Source organism: uncultured Ramlibacter sp. (assembly GCF_936925435.1).
Classification (GTDB): domain Bacteria; phylum Pseudomonadota; class Gammaproteobacteria; order Burkholderiales; family Burkholderiaceae_C; genus Ramlibacter.
The window spans coordinates 125,182-140,028 of the sequence record NZ_CAKZHQ010000051.1 but is presented as its reverse complement, the minus strand read 5'-3'; the positions used below and the strand labels follow the sequence as shown (position 1 = coordinate 140,028).

The following is a 14,847-nucleotide window of genomic DNA, read 5'->3' as shown; positions in this document are numbered from 1 at the left end:
GATGACGTCGTCGCGTTCCAGAAGCGCCCGGGTTGCCGAGTGGCGCATGCGGTCGATCTGTTCGTTGATCTGGGATTCCTTCTCGATATAGGTGTCGGTGCGGGCGACATAGGCTTCGGGCTGGTAGTAGTCGTAGTAGCTGACAAAGTACTCCACCGCGTTCTTGGGGAAGAACTCGCGGAATTCGCTGTACAGCTGGGCCGCCAGGGTCTTGTTGGGGGCAAACACGATGGCCGGCCGCCCGGTGCGGGCGATCACGTTGGCCATGGTGAAGGTCTTGCCCGAGCCGGTCACGCCCAGCAGGGTCTGGAAGACCTCGCCGTCGTTGATCCCCTCGACCAGCAGCTCGATGGCCCTGGGCTGGTCGCCGGCCGGCGGGTACGGCATGAACAGCTCGAACGGGGAATCAGGAAAACTGATGAATTCGCCGTTTTGCTGCTGCTGCGGGGCTTCGGTGACTTCGGACATGGCGGTGGGGGCGTGGGGTCTGGGGTGACAGCTTAAAATTGGGGACAGCCGGACAGAGTACAACACCGCCGGCCTCCTGTGCACGCAAGCGCTACTGACAACTTCCAGAGGAACTTCATGTCTTTGTTCACCGCCGTCGAAATGGCCCCGCGCGACCCCATCCTGGGTCTGAACGAACAGTTCAACGCCGACACCAATCCCCACAAGGTCAACCTGGGCGTGGGGGTCTACTACGACGACAACGGCAAGCTGCCCCTGCTCCAATGCGTGCAGGAAGCCGAAAAACAGATGGCGGACGCGCCCAAGGCGCGCGGCTACCTGCCGATCGACGGCATCGTCGCCTACGACAAGGCCGTCCAGACCCTGGTCTTCGGCGCCGGCAGCGAGCCGGTCACCAGCGGCCGCGTGGCCACCGTCCAGGCCCTGGGCGGCACCGGTGGCCTCAAGATCGGCGCCGACTTCCTCAAGAAGCTCAACCCCGCCGCCAAGGTGCTGATCAGCGATCCCAGCTGGGAGAACCACCGCGCTCTGTTCAGCCAGGCAGGCTTCACCGTCGAGGCCTACCCCTATTACAACGCCGCCAGCCGCGGCATCGACTTCGACGCCATGCTGGCCGCCCTGAAGGCCGCGCCCGAGGGCACGGTGGTCGTTCTGCACGCCTGCTGCCACAACCCCACCGGCTACGACATCACCGCCGACCAGTGGGACCAGGTCATCGCCGCCGTGAAGGCCAGCAAGCTCGTGCCCTTCCTGGACATGGCTTACCAGGGCTTCGGCTACGGCATTGCCGAAGACGGCGCCGTCATTGGCAAGTTCGTTGCCGCCGGCCTGTCCTTCTTCGTCTCGACCTCGTTTTCCAAGAGCTTCAGCCTGTACGGTGAGCGCGTCGGCGCCCTGTCCGTGCTGTGCCAGGACAAGGAAGAATGCTCGCGCGTCCTGAGCCAGCTCAAGATCATGATCCGCACCAACTACAGCAACCCGCCCACCCACGGCGGCACGGTCTGTGCCATGGTGCTCAACACCCCCGAGCTGCGCGCCCTGTGGGAAAAAGAGCTGGGCGACATGCGCGCCCGCATCAAGCAGATGCGCGTGGCCCTGGTCGAAAAACTCAAGGGCGCCGGCGTGACCCAGGACATGGGCTTCATCACCGACCAGATCGGCATGTTCAGCTACTCGGGCCTGAGCAAGGACCAGATGGTGCGGCTGCGCAACGAGTTCGGCGTGTACGGCACGGACACCGGCCGCATGTGCGTGGCGGCGTTGAACAGCAAGAACATCGACTACGTCTGCGCCTCCATCGCCAAGGTGATCTGACCCTGGCGCAACTTTTGCCTTGCGCGCTGGCGCGCCTCTTGCTGTGAAGGCGGCATGACCATGGCCGCCCCTTCCCCTGCCCCCGTCGTCTCCCGCGCCATCGCGGCCGTGCAGCCGCACAGCCCGGTGGAAGACGCGCAGGCGCTGTTTGCCGGCACCCTGTTCGTCTCGCTGGCCCTGCTGCTGTACAACAAGGCCGGCCTGCTGACCGGCGGCACGGCCGGCGCCGCCTTCCTGCTGCACTACGCCACAGGCTGGAGCTTCGGCAAGCTGTTCTTCGCCATCAACCTGCCCTTTTACTGGTTCGCCTGGCGCCGCATGGGCCGCGAGTTCACCCTCAAGACCTTTGCCAGCGTCAGCCTGCTGTCGCTGCTGGCCGACTGGTCACCCACGGTCTTTCGCATTGAAACCCTGCACCCGGCCTATGCGGCCATCGCCGGCGGCTTTCTGCTCGGGACGGGCTGCCTGTTCCTGGCCCGGCACCGCGCCAGCCTGGGCGGCGCCACCATCGTCGCCTTGTACCTGCAGGACCACCACGGCATCCGGGCCGGCAAGGTGCAGCTGGCGATCGACTGCTGCATCGTGCTGCTGGCCCTGTTCGTGGTCGATCCCGCACGCGTGGCCTGGTCCATCCTGGGCGCCGCCGTCATGGGCATCTTCCTGTGGCTCAACCACAGGCCCGGGCGCTACACAGCACTGTGAGCTGCGCGGGGCAGTCATCTGCCCGTCACGAAGCCGTCATGCCTTGGTCACGCCACCGTCTTAACTTCGGCGGATGCCCTCTGCCGTCACTGTCCACCACGCCACCAAGACCTTTCCGACCCAGCGCGCGCTGAGCAACGTCAGCTTCGAGGTCCAGCCCGGTGAGCGGGTCGCCCTGATCGGCGCCTCGGGTTCGGGCAAATCCACCCTGCTGCGCAGCCTGTGCGGCCTGGAGCGGCTGGACGCCGACAGCGGCAGCGTCGAGGTCTTCGGCCGCCAGCTGCAAGGCGGCGGCCGCCTGTCAGCCGACATCCGCGCGCTGCGCCGCCAGGTCGGCATCATCTTCCAGCAGTTCAACCTGGTCGGCCGCCTGCCGGTGCTGACCAATGTGCTCACCGGCCTGGCCGCTGAACAACCTCTGTGGCGCACTCTGTCGCGCAGTTTCCCAATAGAAGCCCAGGCCCGCGCCCTCGATGCCCTGGCCAGCGTGGGCCTGCAGGCCCATGCCTTCCAGCGTGCCTCCACCCTGTCGGGCGGCCAGCAGCAGCGCGCCGCCGTCGCCCGCGTGCTGCTGCAGGGCGCCCGCCTGCTGCTGGCCGACGAGCCCGTGGCCTCGCTCGACCCCGAATCCACCCGCCGCGTGATGGACCTGCTGCTGGAACTGAACCGCCAGCAGGGCATGACGCTGATCGTCAGCCTGCACAACGTTCCGCTGGCGCGCCGCTATTGCGAACGCGCCATCGCGCTGCGCAACGGTGCCCTCATCCATGACGGCCCGACCTCCGATCTAACGCCGCAGTTCCTCGAACACCTGTATGGCAGCGCCGCCCACGAGCTGCTGGCCGATGGCGACGCGACCGACAACCAGACCACAGCGCCGCGGCCTGCCTGCGTGACCGTGCCCACACGCCTGGCCGAGGCCGCCATCGCGGCCTGACAGCTTTTCCATCCATCCGACCCGAAGAGACGCACCATGAAACACCGCACCCGCCTGCTCGCTCCCCTGCTCCCCTTGCTGGCCTGCATGGCCCTGGCCGCGCCGGCCCAGGCCCAGGACATCAGCTTCGGCATCATCGCCACCGACTCGGCCAGCACCCAGCGCGAACGCTGGGAGCCCTTCTTTCGCGACATGGAGAAAAAGACCGGCCTGAAGATCACCTCGTTCTACGCGCCCGACTACGCCGGCGTGATCGAGGCCATGCGCTTCAACAAGGTCCAGGTCGCCTGGTACGGCAACAAGGCCGCCATGGAGGCGGTGGACCGCGCCAACGGCGAGGTTTTCGCGCAGGTGATGTTTGCCGACGGCACTTTCGGTTACCACAGCCTGCTGATCACCCACAAGGACAGCCCTTACAAGACGCTGGACGACGTGCTGAAGAACTCCAAGAACATCAACTTCGGCATCGGCGACCCCAACTCCACCTCCGGCTTCCTGGTGCCGACCTACTACGTGTTCGCCCAGAACAACGTCGACCACCGCACGGCTTTCAAGACGGTGCGCAACGCCAGCCACGGCGCCAACATCCAGGCCACCCTGGCCAAGCAGGTCGACGTGGCGGCCAACAACACCGAGGAGTTGATCAAGCTGCAGTCGGCAAAGCCCGAGCTGTACAGCCAGCTGCGCACCATCTGGCAGAGCCCCCTGATCCCCAGCGATCCCTTCGTCTGGCGCAAGGACCTGGACCCGGCCGTCAAGGCCAAGCTCAAGAACTTCGTGCTCGGCTACGCCAAGACCGACGAGGCCGAGAAGGCCATCCTGAAGAACATCTACAACTACGGCGGGTTCCGCGAATCGAGCAATGACCAGTTGATCCCAATCCGCCAGCTCGAGCTGTTTCGCGACCGCACCAAGATCGCCAGCGACGACAAGCTCAACACCGACGAGCGCGGCAAGCAACTGGCCGAGATCGACCGCAAGCTCGCGGCGCTGAAGAAGTGAGCGCGGTCCAAGCCGCTGCGGCCGATACCGCCGGTTTCGCCCAGGCCAGCGCGGCTTCGCTGCAGCAATTGCGCCTGCGCGCCGAACAGGAACGACCGGGCTGGCTGCACTACGCTGCTTGGGCGGCCGCCATCGCCCTGCTCGCCTGGGCCTGGCGCGGCGCCGAGATCCGCCCGCTCGACCTGGTGCGCGACTCCGGCAACATCGCCACCTACGCGCGCGACTTCTTCCCGCCGGACTTCCGCGAATGGCGCATCTACCTGCGCGAAATGGTCATCACCTTCCACATCGCCATCTGGGGAACATTGCTGGCGGTGATCGCAGCCGTCCCGCTGGGCCTGCTGAGCGCCTCCAACGTCACGCCGCGCTGGGTCCACCAGCCAGTGCGCCGGCTGATGGACGCATGCCGTGCCATCAACGAGATGGTCTTCGCCATGCTCTTCATCGTCGCCGTCGGCCTGGGGCCCTTCGCCGGCGTGCTGGCGCTGGCGGTGCACACCACCGGCTCCCTGGCCAAGCTGTTCTCGGAGGCGGTCGAGGCCATCGACCCGCGGCCTGTCGAAGGCATCCGCGCCACCGGCGCCCACAGCCTGGTCGAAGTGGCTTACGGCGTGCTGCCCCAGGTGGCGCCGCTGTGGGTCTCGTTCACGCTCTACCGCTTTGAATCGAACGTGCGCTCGGCATCGGTGGTCGGCATGGTCGGCGCCGGCGGCATCGGTGTGGTGCTGTACGAGGTGATCCGCGGCTTCCAGTACGCCCAGACCTGCGCCGTCCTGCTCATCCTGGTTGCCAGCGTCACCCTGATCGATCTGCTCTCAGCGCGCTTGCGCACGAGGCTGATATGAGCACCGCCTTCCAGTGGCACATGCCGGTGGCGGTGGACGCCGGCCCCGGCAGCCTGGAGCGCATCGCCGCGGCCCTGGACCAGCGCCGCGCCGTGGTGCTGGCCTTCACGCCGGCACGGGCGCTGGGCATCCACACGCGCCTGGCGACGGCGCTGGGCGAGCGGCTGGCGCTCTGGCTGGACTGCGACGACAGCATCTCCAGCCTGGCCCGGGCGCGCGAGCTGGCGGCCGCCGCCTGGCCCGCATTGGCCGCGCCCGATGCGCCGGTGCTGTTGGCCATCGGCGGCGGCACCACGCTGGACCTGGCCAAGCTGCTGCGCTGCCGCCCGCAAGACGGCAACTTCAACGCCCTGCAGGCCGCCGTGCGCGGCGAGCAGGCCTGGCCGCTGCTGCAACTGGCCGACCTCTGGCTGGTGCCGACGACGGCGGGCACCGGCAGCGAGGTCACGCGCTGGGCCACGGTCTGGGACACCGAGGCCGCCCTGCCCTGCAAGCGCTCGCTGGACGAGCCCTTCGGCTGGGCCCAGCGCGCCTTCGTCGACCCGGCCCTGACCCACAGCTGCCCGAGCGCGGTCAGCCGCGACAGCGCCGTCGACGCCCTGGCCCATGCGCTGGAGGCGATGTGGAACCGCCATGCCAACCCGGTCAGCGACAACCTGGCGTTCTCGGCGGCGCGGCGCATCCTGCGGCATCTGCCACGCAGCCTGCGCGATCCCGGCGACGCGGCCTTGCGCGCCGAAATCAGCCAGGCCGCACTGGAGGCAGGCCTGGCCTTCTCGCAGACCCGCACAGCCCTGGCCCACGCCCTGTCCTACGCGCTGACGCTGGACCAGGGCATCCCGCACGGCATGGCCTGCGCGATCTGGCTGCCTTCGGCCTGGGAACTGGCCGTGGGCCATGACCCGAGGCTGGACGGTTTGCTAGGCGGCCTGTTCGGCGGCGACCCGGCCCAGGGTGCGCAGCAGTTGAAGGAATGGCTGGGCTCGATCGGCATCGATGCGCGCCCGCAAGCCCATGGCATCACCGACGCGCCCGAACGCATCCACGACGCGCTGACCAGCGCCCGCGGCCGCAACTTCCTGGTCGCGGCCTAGGCTGGGATCAACCCCAGACCACCGAGCGCATCGCAATCGATGCGCTCTGGTAGTCGGCGTTGAAGAAGCGCACCGGCTCCTTGGCGTCGGCCGCGCCAGCGGCGTGCAGCAGGGGCAGGTAGTGGTCGTAGGTGGGATGGGCCAGCTGCGCCACGTTGCCCAGCTTCTGGAAGTCGGCCAATGCAGCCAGATGGCCCTTTTGCAGCAGGTCGGCGGTCTTGCTGTCGAACTCCAGCGCCCAGTCATAGGCCTGGTTGGGCGCCGTGCCGCGGCGGGTGGCGCGCAGGTTGTGGACGATGTTGCCGCTGCCCACGATCAGCACGCCGCGCTCGCGCAGCGACTTGAGCTGCTGGCCCAGGGCGAAGTGTTCGGCCGGCGGCCGGCTGTAGTCCATGCTCAGTTGCAGCACCGGGATGTCGGCCTTGGGAAACATGGGCTTGAGCACCGACCAGGTGCCGTGGTCGTAGCCCCATTCGTGCGCGTCCAGGCCCACGGGGGGCTGGCGCAGCGAGCGGCTGATCTCGGCCGCCACTGCCGGCGCGCCGGGCGCCGGGTAGCGCTGGTCGAACAACTCCTGCGGGAAGCCGCCGAAGTCGTGGATGGTCTTGGGGCTGGCCATGCCGGTCAGGTACCAGCCCTGGGTCAGCCAGTGGGCCGAGATGCACAGGATCAGTTGCGGCTTGGGCAGTTTGGCGCCGAATTCCGCGCCCAGGGCCTGCCAGCTGCGCCGCCAGGCGTTGTCCTCGATCGCGTTCATGGGGCTGCCGTGGCCCAGGAACAGCACCGGCATGCGCGGGCTGGGCTTGAGCGCCTTGAGCGGCTCCAGGGTTGCTGCTTCGAGTTTGTCCGTCATCCAGTGTCCTCCTGCCAGGGTCAGACCGCCGGCGGCGGCGACCAAGCTTCTTCTGCGCATAAGTGATTGATTCTGATTTGTAACCAGTTTGGGATGGTCTTGCATCCGCAAGGTTCCCGGGTTTTTCCCGTGTTTCTCCGGGGACTGGAGGATTGTCTCAACTGCTATATTGCACTGCACAACACCGGACATCCGCATGCTTTACCAACTCTATGAAGCCCAACGGTCGCTGATGGAGCCCTTCGCGGACTTCGCCCAGGCTGCCTCCAAGATGTACAGCAACCCGCTGACCGCATTTGGCCAGAACCCGCTGTCGCAACGCGTGTCGGCCGGCTACGACCTGACCTACCGGCTGTGGAAGGACTACGAGAAGCCCGAGTTCGGCCTCAAGACCGTCAACGTCGATGGAACGGACGTGGTGATCCAGGAAGCCATCGAGCTGGACAAGCCGTTTTGCGAGCTGCGCCGCTTCAAACGCTTCACCGACAACGCCAAGGTGCTCGACGGCCTCAAGACCCAGCCCGTGGTGCTGATCGTCGCCCCGCTGAGCGGCCACTACGCCACCTTGCTGCGCGACACCGTGCGCACCATGCTCAAGGACCACAAGGTCTACATCACCGACTGGAAGAACGCCCGCATCGTGCCCCTGGCCCAGGGCGCGTTCCACCTGGACGACTACGTCAACTACGTGCAGGAGTTCATCCGCCACCTGCAGGCCCAGTACGGCAACTGCCACGTGGTCAGCGTCTGCCAGCCCACCGTGCCGGTGCTGGCCGCAGTCTCGCTGATGGCCTCGCGCGGCGAAACCACGCCGCTGACCATGACCATGATGGGCGGCCCCATCGACGCCCGCAAGTCGCCCACGGCGGTGAACAACCTGGCGACGAACAAGAGCTTCGAATGGTTCGAGAACAACGTGATCTACCGCGTTCCGACCAGCTTCCCGGGCGCCGGCCGCCGCGTCTACCCGGGCTTCCTGCAGCACACCGGTTTCGTGGCCATGAACCCCGACCGCCACATGACCAGCCACTACGATTACTTCAAGGACCTGATCAAGGGCGACGACGCCAGCACCGAAGCCCACCGCAAGTTCTACGACGAGTACAACGCGGTGCTGGACATGGATGCCGACTACTACCTGGAGACCATCCGCGTGGTGTTCCAGGAGTTCGCCCTGGTCGCCGGCACCTGGGACGTGATCAGCGAAGAAGGTGACCTCGAGCGCGTGCGCCCGCAGGACATCCGCGGCACGGCCCTGCTGTCGGTGGAAGGCGAGCTCGACGACATCTCCGGCTCGGGCCAGACCGAGGCCGTCCATGGCCTGTGCACCGGCGTGCCCAAGAGCCAGCAACGGCACCTGGAGGTCAAGGGCGCGGGCCACTACGGCATCTTCAGCGGCCGCCGCTGGCGCGAGACCGTCTACCCCCAGGTCAAGGCCTTCATCGCCGACCACAATACGCAGCAAAAACGCGCTGCAGCCCCCGCAAAACGGACCCGCTCTGCTACCAAAAAGGTAGCATCCAAGGCGTGAGCCCACTGGCTGCGCGGCTGCATGCCGCCCTGCCCCAAACCCAGTGCACGCGCTGCGGTTACCCCGACTGCGCGGCCTATGCCCAGGCCGTCAGCACGGGCGAGGCCGCCATCAACCAGTGCCCGCCCGGCGGCGCCGAAGGTATTGCGCGGCTGGCGGCACTGACCGGCCAGGCCGTGCTGCCGCTCAACCCCGTCCATGGTGTGGAGAGCCCGCGCGGCATGGCGGTGATCGACGAGGCCTGGTGCATAGGCTGCACCCTGTGCCTGGACGCCTGCCCCACCGATGCCATCCTGGGCGGCAACAAGCGCATGCACACCGTGATCGAGGCGCACTGCACTGGCTGCGAGCTGTGCCTGCCGGTCTGCCCGGTGGACTGCATCAGCATGGACAACGCCAGCGGCGCTGCCACGGGCTGGCAGGCCTGGTCGGCCGCGCAGGCCGCACAGGCCCTGCAACGCTACGAACTACATAGCAAGAGGCCAAAGAAAGACGGGAGCTCCGCCCTGGAAGAGCCGCAAAAAGACGGCAAGCGCTCCGTCATTGAGGCGGCGCTGGCGCGCGCGCGGGCGCAACGCGGCCAGGCCTGATCAGGCGGCCTTGGCCAGGGCCACGCTCTTGTAGACGCCGCAGCCCACGTACAGCTCGCCCAGCTTGAGCACATAGGACATCTTGGTCTGGACGGCGCGCGTCACCGGGTTGGTGATGTCGTACTCGGCCCAGCCGGGCTCCAGGTCGGCCTGGCGCACGATGGCCGCCAGCAGGGCGTCGCCGTCCACGCCGGGGATGTCCTGCACGCGCGTTCCCAGCTTGGCGGGGTTGCCGCCAAAGCCCAGGTAGCTGCCCTGGCTGTCCAGCGCAAAAACATACATGTCGCGGTCGAAGAAGCCGCCTGCCTGGGCCGTCAGCTGGCGCAGAAAGGCCTCGCGGCCCAGGCCGCTGGCGAACAGCGACTGCGCCCGCTCGACCAGGCCGATGGCCTCGCCCGCCGTGCCCTGGGCCAGGCGGAAATGGGCGACCGCGCCGGACAGGGTGCCGGCGCGCTCCTTGAGGTAGACCGCCTGGTTGGCCGATTCCTCGACCAGCGTGGCGTTGTGCCGGGTGATCTCGTCCAGGTCGTGCACCGTGGCCGAGATCTGGCTCAGGCCCGTGCTCTGCTCGCCCGAGGCGCGCGAAATCTGCGACATGCTGTCGGCCACGCCGCGCACGCCGTCGACGATGCCCTGCATGCCGCCGCCGGCGGCGCGGATGCGCAGCACGCTGTCCTCAACCTGGGTGTTCGAACCCTCGATCAGTTCGCGGATCTTGCGGGCCTCGTCGCTGCAACGCTGGGCCAGGCGGCGCACCTCGGAGGCCACGACGGCAAAGCCGCGGCCCTGGGCGCCGGCCCGCGCGGCTTCCACCGCGGCGTTGAGCGCCAGGATGTTGGTCTGGAAGGCGACGCCGTCGATGATGCCGACGATGTCGCGCATGCGCTGGGTGTCGGCCTGGACGGCGGCGATGGTCTCGACCGCCGCGGCCATGGAGCGCTGGCCCTCTTCGGCGGCGCTGCGCACGTGAACGGCCCGCGCGTCGGCCTGGCCGGCGGTCTGGGCGTTTTGCTGCACCGTGCCGGCCAACTGGGTCACGCTGGCCGAGGTCTGTTCCAGGCTGCTGGCCTGGCGTTCGGTGCGGCCCTGCAGGTCGACAAAGCCCCGGGCCAGCCGGCTGCCTGCCTGCTCCACCAGAGCGGAATTGGTGCGCACGTCGGCGACGATGGCCGACATGCGGCCGGCCATGCGTTCCATCATCTGCGATAGCGCGGCCAGCTCGTCACGGCCGGTGCCTGCGGCCGCGGCGGCCAGGTCGCCCTGCTCGATGCGCTGCATGCGCTCCAGCGCCGCGCCCATGTCGGCGCGCAGGCTGCTGGCCAGCGCCGCCAGCAGGTACAGAACCAGGGCGATGCAGGCGCCGGCACCCAGGCGCAGGGCTGGGGTCGGGGCCAGCCAGGCGGCGGCGCACAGCGGCGCCAGCACGCACAACGCCAGGCAGGCCAGCTTGGCGTTGAGGGACAGTCGGCGCATCAGGCGCGCGCCGGGTAAAAGAATTTTGGACAGCAAGGTCAACAAACAGCGGATGCTTCAGGACCAGGGGCCGCAACGCGGCCGCCGGCTCAATTGGCGTATTGCAGTCCCGTGCGCTGGCGCTCGAAATAGCGGAACAGGCCCATGGCCAGCGCGCGCAGTTCGTCGTCGGCAGTGGCATGGGCCTGGCACAACTGCTCCAGCGCATAGCGGCGCTCGCCCAGCATCATGGTGCTGCTCACGTACACGCCGTGGTCGGCCATGCGCACTTTGAAAGCCTGCAACGCGTACGGCGGCCAGTCGACTTCGCTCGCCGGGATGGCAGGCAGCGAGTGCGCGTAGGCGCGCGGCGTAGCGGAAATGGCTTGCTTGAGTTGGGCCATGGCGAACTCCTGTTTGGTAGGACAGGTAGAGCTTAGGCAGGCAAGGCTGTCTGCATTGCCGCGATAAAAGGCGGCAAAAGGGGCTATTTCGTCAGCCGGGCGCGACCTGCAACGCGCAGAAGGCCTTGACCACCTCGGGCGGGGCCTGGACCAGCTCGATCAGCACGCCCTCGCCGCCGATGGGATGCTCCTCGTTGCCCTTGGGGTGGATGAAGCAGATGTCAAAACCGGCCGCGCCGCGGCGGATGCCGCCCGGGGCGAAGCGCACGCCCTGCCCGGCCAGCCAGGCCACCGCGACCGGCAGGTCGTCGACCCACAGGCCCACGTGGTTGAGCGGCGTGGTGTGGACAGCAGGCTTTTTGTCCGGGTCCAGCGGCTGCATCAGATCGACCTCGACCTTGAACGGGCCGACGCCGATGGCGCAGATGTCCTCGTCCACGTTCTCGCTCTCGCTGCGGAAAGTCCCGGTGACTTCCAGGCCGAACAGGCCGACCCAGAGCTTTTGCAGGCGCTGCTTGTCGGGGCCGCCGATGGCGATCTGCTGGAGGCCGAGGATCTTGAAGGGACGGGTCATGTCATGCCTTGAGGTCGTTGAATGCGATGGCCTGGCCCAGGCGCTCGGTGCCCTGGGCGTCGCGCACCGCCAGGCGCAGGCTGCGCCCGGCCCAATCGATGTCGACGGTGGCGTAATTGAAGCCGGTGTAAGGCGCGCCAACGCGGTTGCCCTGGGCGTCGGTCGGGCTGTCCCAGCTGTGGGTCACGCCGCTGGAGGTCAGCTCGGTCAGCCCATAAGGCAGGCCGGCCTCGCGCCGGTACAGGGCGCCGAAATGGCGGTCCCCCGAGAGCAGCACCACGCCCTGGGCGCCTGTGCCGCCGACCAGGGCCAGCAGGCGCTCGCGCTCGGCCGGCAGATTGCCCCAGCGCTCCCAGCGGTGGCCCTCGGCCAGCACCTGGATGCTGGAGACGAGCAGCCGCACCTCGGCCGGCTGGCGCAGCTGTGCCTCCAGCCACTGCCATTGGGCAGCGCCCAGCATGGTCTTGGCCGGGTCCGGGTCGGGCGTGTAGCCGCCGTCGCCGGGCAGCCGTACCGTGTCACGCAGGATGCGCGAACGGAACGAACGCGTGTCCAGCACGATGACCTGGACACGCTGGCCGGGCGGGCCGAAGGTTTGCGCGTGGTACAGACCCTCCTGGCTGCGGCGCGGGTCCTGGGACTGCACCTGCCAGAAGGCCAGGAACTCCTCGCGCGCCTCCTGCCGGAAGGCAAAGCTGGCGCCGCCGTCGGCCGAGTCGTAGTCGTTGTCGTCCCAGACCGCCATGTGCGGCTGCTTGCGGCGCAGGCGGGTGTAGCCAGGCGCGGCCGCGGCCTTGTCATAGGCGGCGCGCAGCTTGTCGCGCCCATAGGGCCGCGGCGCGTAGACGTTGTCGCCGCCGAACAGGAACAGGTCGAAGGCCTGCTCGGCCAGGAAGTCCACCAGGGCTTGCGGCCGCTCCTGGTGGATGCAGGAGACAAAGCCGATGCGGCGCAGCGGCCCGGCGGCGGCGTGCGCAAGCGGCAGGGCGGCGGCCGCCCCCAGCGCAAGGACGCCCCGCCGCTGCATCAGGCGAACTCGACGATGGGCTGGTCCACGCTGAGCGACTCGCCCTGCGCTGCCAGCACCTTGGCCACCACGCCGTCGGCGGCGGCGAACAGCACGTTCTCCATCTTCATGGCCTCGATCACGGCCACGCGCTCGCCGGCCTGGACCTTCTGGCCCGGCTGCACCGCCACCTGCACCAGCAGGCCTGGCATGGGCGAGAGCACGTAGCGGCTCATGTCCGGCGGCGCCTTGTAGGGCATCAGCGCATGCAGCTGCGCCGTGCGCGGCGACAGCACCATCGCGTCCAGCTGCGTGCCGTTGTGGCTGATGCGCAGGGCCAGCGGGTTCTTGCCTACGCCGCGTTCGACCTGGGCAGAGAAGGCCTGGCCATTGGCCGTGCCGCGGATGCGGGCACCGCCCAGATGCCACTGGCCGCTGCAGATCTCGTAGCGCTTGCCATTGGTCTCGACCACGCTGGAGCCCGATTGCTGCTGGAAGTCGCTGACAGTGGCAGCTTGAGACAGGTTCTGGCCGTCCGCGCCCAGTTGCACCACGACAAACTGCTCGCCGACCTTGAACTGGTGGCCGCTGAGCTGGCCGCTGATGCCGGCCGAGCGCTGCAGGGCGCGGCGGTTCACATAGGCCGCCAGCGCGATCAGGAAGTCCGGGTCGGCGTGCGCCACGTCCGAGGCGTTGAAGCCGCCGGCGTAGTTCTCGGCAATGAAGCCGGTGTTGAAGTCGCCGGCCTGGAACCTGGGATGGGCCAGCAGCGCCGCCTGGAACGGGATGTTGCTGCTGATGCCGCGGATCACAAAGCTGTTCAAGGCTTCGCGCATCTTGGCAATCGCATCGGCCCGGTCCGTGCCATGGACGATGAGCTTGGCGATCATCGAGTCGTAGTACATGGGGATCTCGCCGCCGTCCTGCACGCCGGTGTCCACCCGCACGCCTTGCAGGTGCTCTGTGTCCGAGGCCCACATGCTGGCCTTGGGCGGCTGGAAGCGCACCAGGCGGCCGGTCGACGGCAGGAAGTTGCGGAAGGGATCTTCGGCGTTGATGCGGCACTCGATGGCCCAGCCCTTGCGCTGCACGTCCTGCTGCGCGAGCGGCAGCTTCTCGCCGGCAGCCACGCGGATCATCAGTTCCACCAGGTCCAGGCCGGTGATGCACTCGGTGACCGGATGCTCCACCTGCAGCCGGGTGTTCATCTCCAGGAAATAAAAGCTCTGGTCCTTGCCGACCACGAACTCCACCGTGCCGGCCGACTGGTAGTTGACCGCCTTGGCCAGGGCCACGGCCTGCTCGCCCATGGCCTTGCGGGTGGCCTCGCTGATGAAGGGCGACGGCGCCTCCTCGATCACCTTCTGGTGGCGGCGCTGGATCGAGCACTCGCGCTCGTTCAGGTAGAGGACGTTGCCGTGGGCGTCGCCCAGCACCTGGATCTCGATGTGGCGCGGCTCCTCGACGAACTTCTCGATGAAGACGCGGTCGTCGCCGAAGCTGTTGCGCGCCTCGTTGCGGCAGGAAGTGAAGCCCTCCAGTGCCTCCTTGTCGTTGAAGGCCACGCGCAGGCCCTTGCCGCCGCCGCCGGCGCTGGCCTTGATCATCACCGGGTAGCCGACGTCCTGGGCGATCTTGACCGCCGCCTCGGCGCTCTCGATGGCGTCGTTCCAGCCCGGGATGGTGTTGACCTTGGCCGCATTGGCCAGCTTCTTGGAGGCGATCTTGTCGCCCATGGCGGCAATGGAGTGGTGCTTGGGACCGATGAAGACGATGCCCTCCTCCTCCACCTTGCGGGCAAAGGCCTCGTTCTCCGACAGGAAGCCGTAGCCCGGGTGCACGGCCTGGGCGCCGGTCTGCTTGCAGGCGGCGATGATGCGATCGGCCTGCAGGTAGCTTTCGCGGGACGGCGCAGCGCCGATGTGGACCGCCTCGTCGGCCAGCGCCACATGGCGCGCGTCCTTGTCGGCGTCGGAATACACGGCCACGGTGGCGATGCCCATCTTCTTTGCTGTGACGATGACGCGGCAGGCGATCTCACCCCGATTCGCGATCAGAATTTTCTTGAACATTTT

15 protein-coding genes are annotated in these 14,847 nt (G+C 67.9%); 8 read left to right on the top strand and 7 right to left on the bottom strand.

The genetic code is table 11. From position 1 onward, the window contains the following. Positions 1-468 (bottom strand): DEAD/DEAH box helicase family protein (locus Q0632_RS21635; RefSeq protein ID WP_298934169.1); only part of this gene is annotated, 468 nt, incomplete at its 3' end. 117 nt (positions 469-585) lie between these two features. On the opposite strand from Q0632_RS21635, the gene Q0632_RS21630 reads away from it, so the two are divergent. From Q0632_RS21630 to Q0632_RS21605, 6 genes are all read left to right on the top strand, one after another. Continuing rightward, entirely contained in the window at positions 586-1,782 is a 1,197-nt protein-coding gene (locus tag Q0632_RS21630) for an amino acid aminotransferase (protein WP_298934167.1), read from the top strand. Between the two features lie 60 nt (positions 1,783-1,842). Then, entirely contained in the window at positions 1,843-2,484 is a 642-nt protein-coding gene (locus Q0632_RS21625) for a YitT family protein (RefSeq protein WP_298934165.1), read from the top strand. Between the two features lie 73 nt (positions 2,485-2,557). Continuing rightward, entirely contained in the window at positions 2,558-3,421 is an 864-nt protein-coding gene (gene phnC / locus Q0632_RS21620) for a phosphonate ABC transporter ATP-binding protein (protein ID WP_298934163.1), read from the top strand. Positions 3,422-3,457: 36 nt separating this feature from the next. Beyond that, positions 3,458-4,423, top strand: coding sequence for a phosphonate ABC transporter substrate-binding protein (gene phnD, locus Q0632_RS21615; RefSeq protein ID WP_298934161.1), 966 nt, complete (start codon positions 3,458-3,460; stop codon positions 4,421-4,423). A 74-nt stretch (positions 4,424-4,497) separates the two neighbouring features. Beyond that, positions 4,498-5,268 carry a phosphonate ABC transporter, permease protein PhnE gene (phnE, locus tag Q0632_RS21610; protein ID WP_298934183.1) on the top strand — a complete coding sequence of 257 codons (771 nt, stop codon included), beginning with the start codon at positions 4,498-4,500 and terminating at the stop codon, positions 5,266-5,268. Further along, positions 5,265-6,362, top strand: coding sequence for an iron-containing alcohol dehydrogenase (locus Q0632_RS21605; RefSeq protein ID WP_298934159.1), 1,098 nt, complete (start codon positions 5,265-5,267; stop codon positions 6,360-6,362). Before phnE ends, Q0632_RS21605 begins: the two co-directional genes overlap by 4 nt. A 7-nt stretch (positions 6,363-6,369) precedes the next feature. Here Q0632_RS21605 and ygiD read toward each other — a convergent pair whose 3' ends face one another. Beyond that, positions 6,370-7,215, bottom strand: a complete 846-nt coding sequence (gene ygiD / locus Q0632_RS21600) for a 4,5-DOPA dioxygenase extradiol (protein ID WP_298934157.1) — start codon at positions 7,213-7,215, stop codon at positions 6,370-6,372. 196 nt (positions 7,216-7,411) lie between these two features. Between ygiD and Q0632_RS21595 the strand changes: the two genes are divergently transcribed. After that, positions 7,412-8,746, top strand: a complete 1,335-nt coding sequence (locus tag Q0632_RS21595; protein WP_298934155.1) for a polyhydroxyalkanoate depolymerase — start codon at positions 7,412-7,414, stop codon at positions 8,744-8,746. Then, complete coding sequence (locus Q0632_RS21590; RefSeq protein WP_298934153.1) at positions 8,743-9,336, top strand: RnfABCDGE type electron transport complex subunit B; 594 nt, start codon at positions 8,743-8,745, stop codon at positions 9,334-9,336. Before Q0632_RS21595 ends, Q0632_RS21590 begins: the two co-directional genes overlap by 4 nt. Here the strand turns inward: Q0632_RS21590 and Q0632_RS21585 are convergent, their stop codons facing one another. The 5 genes from Q0632_RS21585 to Q0632_RS21565 form a co-directional block, all read right to left on the bottom strand. After that, positions 9,337-10,809, bottom strand: a complete 1,473-nt coding sequence (locus Q0632_RS21585; RefSeq protein ID WP_298934150.1) for a methyl-accepting chemotaxis protein — start codon at positions 10,807-10,809, stop codon at positions 9,337-9,339. It abuts the gene before it with no gap. A gap of 89 nt (positions 10,810-10,898) precedes the next feature. Further along, a complete protein-coding gene (locus Q0632_RS21580; protein ID WP_298934148.1) occupies positions 10,899-11,192 on the bottom strand; it encodes a hypothetical protein in 294 nt (97 codons plus the stop codon). Between the two features lie 91 nt (positions 11,193-11,283). Beyond that, entirely contained in the window at positions 11,284-11,766 is a 483-nt protein-coding gene (locus Q0632_RS21575; RefSeq protein ID WP_298934146.1) for a VOC family protein, read from the bottom strand. A gap of 1 nt (position 11,767) precedes the next feature. After that, positions 11,768-12,793 (bottom strand): alkaline phosphatase D family protein, encoded by a 1,026-nt coding sequence (locus Q0632_RS21570; RefSeq protein WP_298934144.1) that lies wholly within the window; start codon positions 12,791-12,793, stop codon positions 11,768-11,770. Then, on the bottom strand, positions 12,793-14,844 hold the full coding sequence (locus Q0632_RS21565) for an acetyl/propionyl/methylcrotonyl-CoA carboxylase subunit alpha (RefSeq protein ID WP_298934142.1): 2,052 nt from the start codon (positions 14,842-14,844) through the stop codon (positions 12,793-12,795). The genes Q0632_RS21570 and Q0632_RS21565 overlap by 1 nt, the downstream gene beginning before the upstream one ends. Between the last annotated feature and the right edge of the window lie 3 nt (positions 14,845-14,847).

What these genes read in the sequence shown, in the direction of transcription:
- Q0632_RS21605 (WP_298934159.1), top strand. Translation starts at nt 5,265, where the DNA reads ATGAGCACCGCCTTCCAGTGGCACATGCCGGTGGCGGTGGACGCCGGC.
- phnC (WP_298934163.1), top strand. Translation starts at nt 2,558, where the DNA reads ATGCCCTCTGCCGTCACTGTCCACCACGCCACCAAGACCTTTCCGACC.
- Q0632_RS21565 (WP_298934142.1), bottom strand. Translation starts at nt 14,844, where the DNA reads ATGTTCAAGAAAATTCTGATCGCGAATCGGGGTGAGATCGCCTGCCGC.
- Q0632_RS21575 (WP_298934146.1), bottom strand. Translation starts at nt 11,766, where the DNA reads ATGACCCGTCCCTTCAAGATCCTCGGCCTCCAGCAGATCGCCATCGGC.
- Q0632_RS21580 (WP_298934148.1), bottom strand. Translation starts at nt 11,192, where the DNA reads ATGGCCCAACTCAAGCAAGCCATTTCCGCTACGCCGCGCGCCTACGCG.
- Q0632_RS21595 (WP_298934155.1), top strand. Translation starts at nt 7,412, where the DNA reads ATGCTTTACCAACTCTATGAAGCCCAACGGTCGCTGATGGAGCCCTTC.
- Q0632_RS21630 (WP_298934167.1), top strand. Translation starts at nt 586, where the DNA reads ATGTCTTTGTTCACCGCCGTCGAAATGGCCCCGCGCGACCCCATCCTG.
- phnD (WP_298934161.1), top strand. Translation starts at nt 3,458, where the DNA reads ATGAAACACCGCACCCGCCTGCTCGCTCCCCTGCTCCCCTTGCTGGCC.
- Q0632_RS21570 (WP_298934144.1), bottom strand. Translation starts at nt 12,793, where the DNA reads ATGCAGCGGCGGGGCGTCCTTGCGCTGGGGGCGGCCGCCGCCCTGCCG.
- Q0632_RS21585 (WP_298934150.1), bottom strand. Translation starts at nt 10,809, where the DNA reads ATGCGCCGACTGTCCCTCAACGCCAAGCTGGCCTGCCTGGCGTTGTGC.
- Q0632_RS21625 (WP_298934165.1), top strand. Translation starts at nt 1,843, where the DNA reads ATGGCCGCCCCTTCCCCTGCCCCCGTCGTCTCCCGCGCCATCGCGGCC.
- ygiD (WP_298934157.1), bottom strand. Translation starts at nt 7,215, where the DNA reads ATGACGGACAAACTCGAAGCAGCAACCCTGGAGCCGCTCAAGGCGCTC.